This window comes from Streptomyces chisholmiae (genome assembly GCF_031845445.1).
Lineage (GTDB): Bacteria > Actinomycetota > Actinomycetes > Streptomycetales > Streptomycetaceae > Streptomyces > Streptomyces chisholmiae.
The window spans coordinates 1-408 of the sequence record NZ_JAVREO010000278.1 but is presented as its reverse complement, the minus strand read 5'-3'; the positions used below and the strand labels follow the sequence as shown (position 1 = coordinate 408).

Annotated in this window: 1 protein-coding gene; it reads left to right on the top strand. The window is 63.2% G+C overall.

Features of this window, described 5'->3' with window-relative positions:
- A partial coding sequence (locus RM844_RS33190) for an amidohydrolase family protein (protein WP_311671133.1) occupies positions 1 to 408 on the top strand: 408 nt, incomplete at both ends.

Here is a 408-nt window from a genome sequence, read left to right as displayed (position 1 = left end):
GGATCGTTATGTCCCGCTGGCGATCCTGCCGGTGTGGGACATCAGCGCGACGGTCGCAGAGGCTGAGCGGGTGGCGGCCAAAGGGGCTCGGACGGTGTCGTTCCCGGACAGCCCGGTGCCACTGGGGTTGCCGTCGTTTCATTCCGACCCCTGGGATCCGTTGTGGCAGGTCTGTTCCGATGCGCAGATGCCCGTCTCCCTGCACTTCGGTTCCGGATCGTATGTGCCAGGGTTCTCGTTCTCTTCGATGAAGCCGGTGCCCGGCGAGATGGCGATGCCTGACGCACCGTTCGCCGTAGCGATCACCCTGTTCTCCACCAACCTGATGTGGACGACGGTCGACCTGTTGTTCTCCGGAAAGCTGCAGAAATTCCCGGACCTGCAGATTTCGCTGGCCGAGGGTGGCAT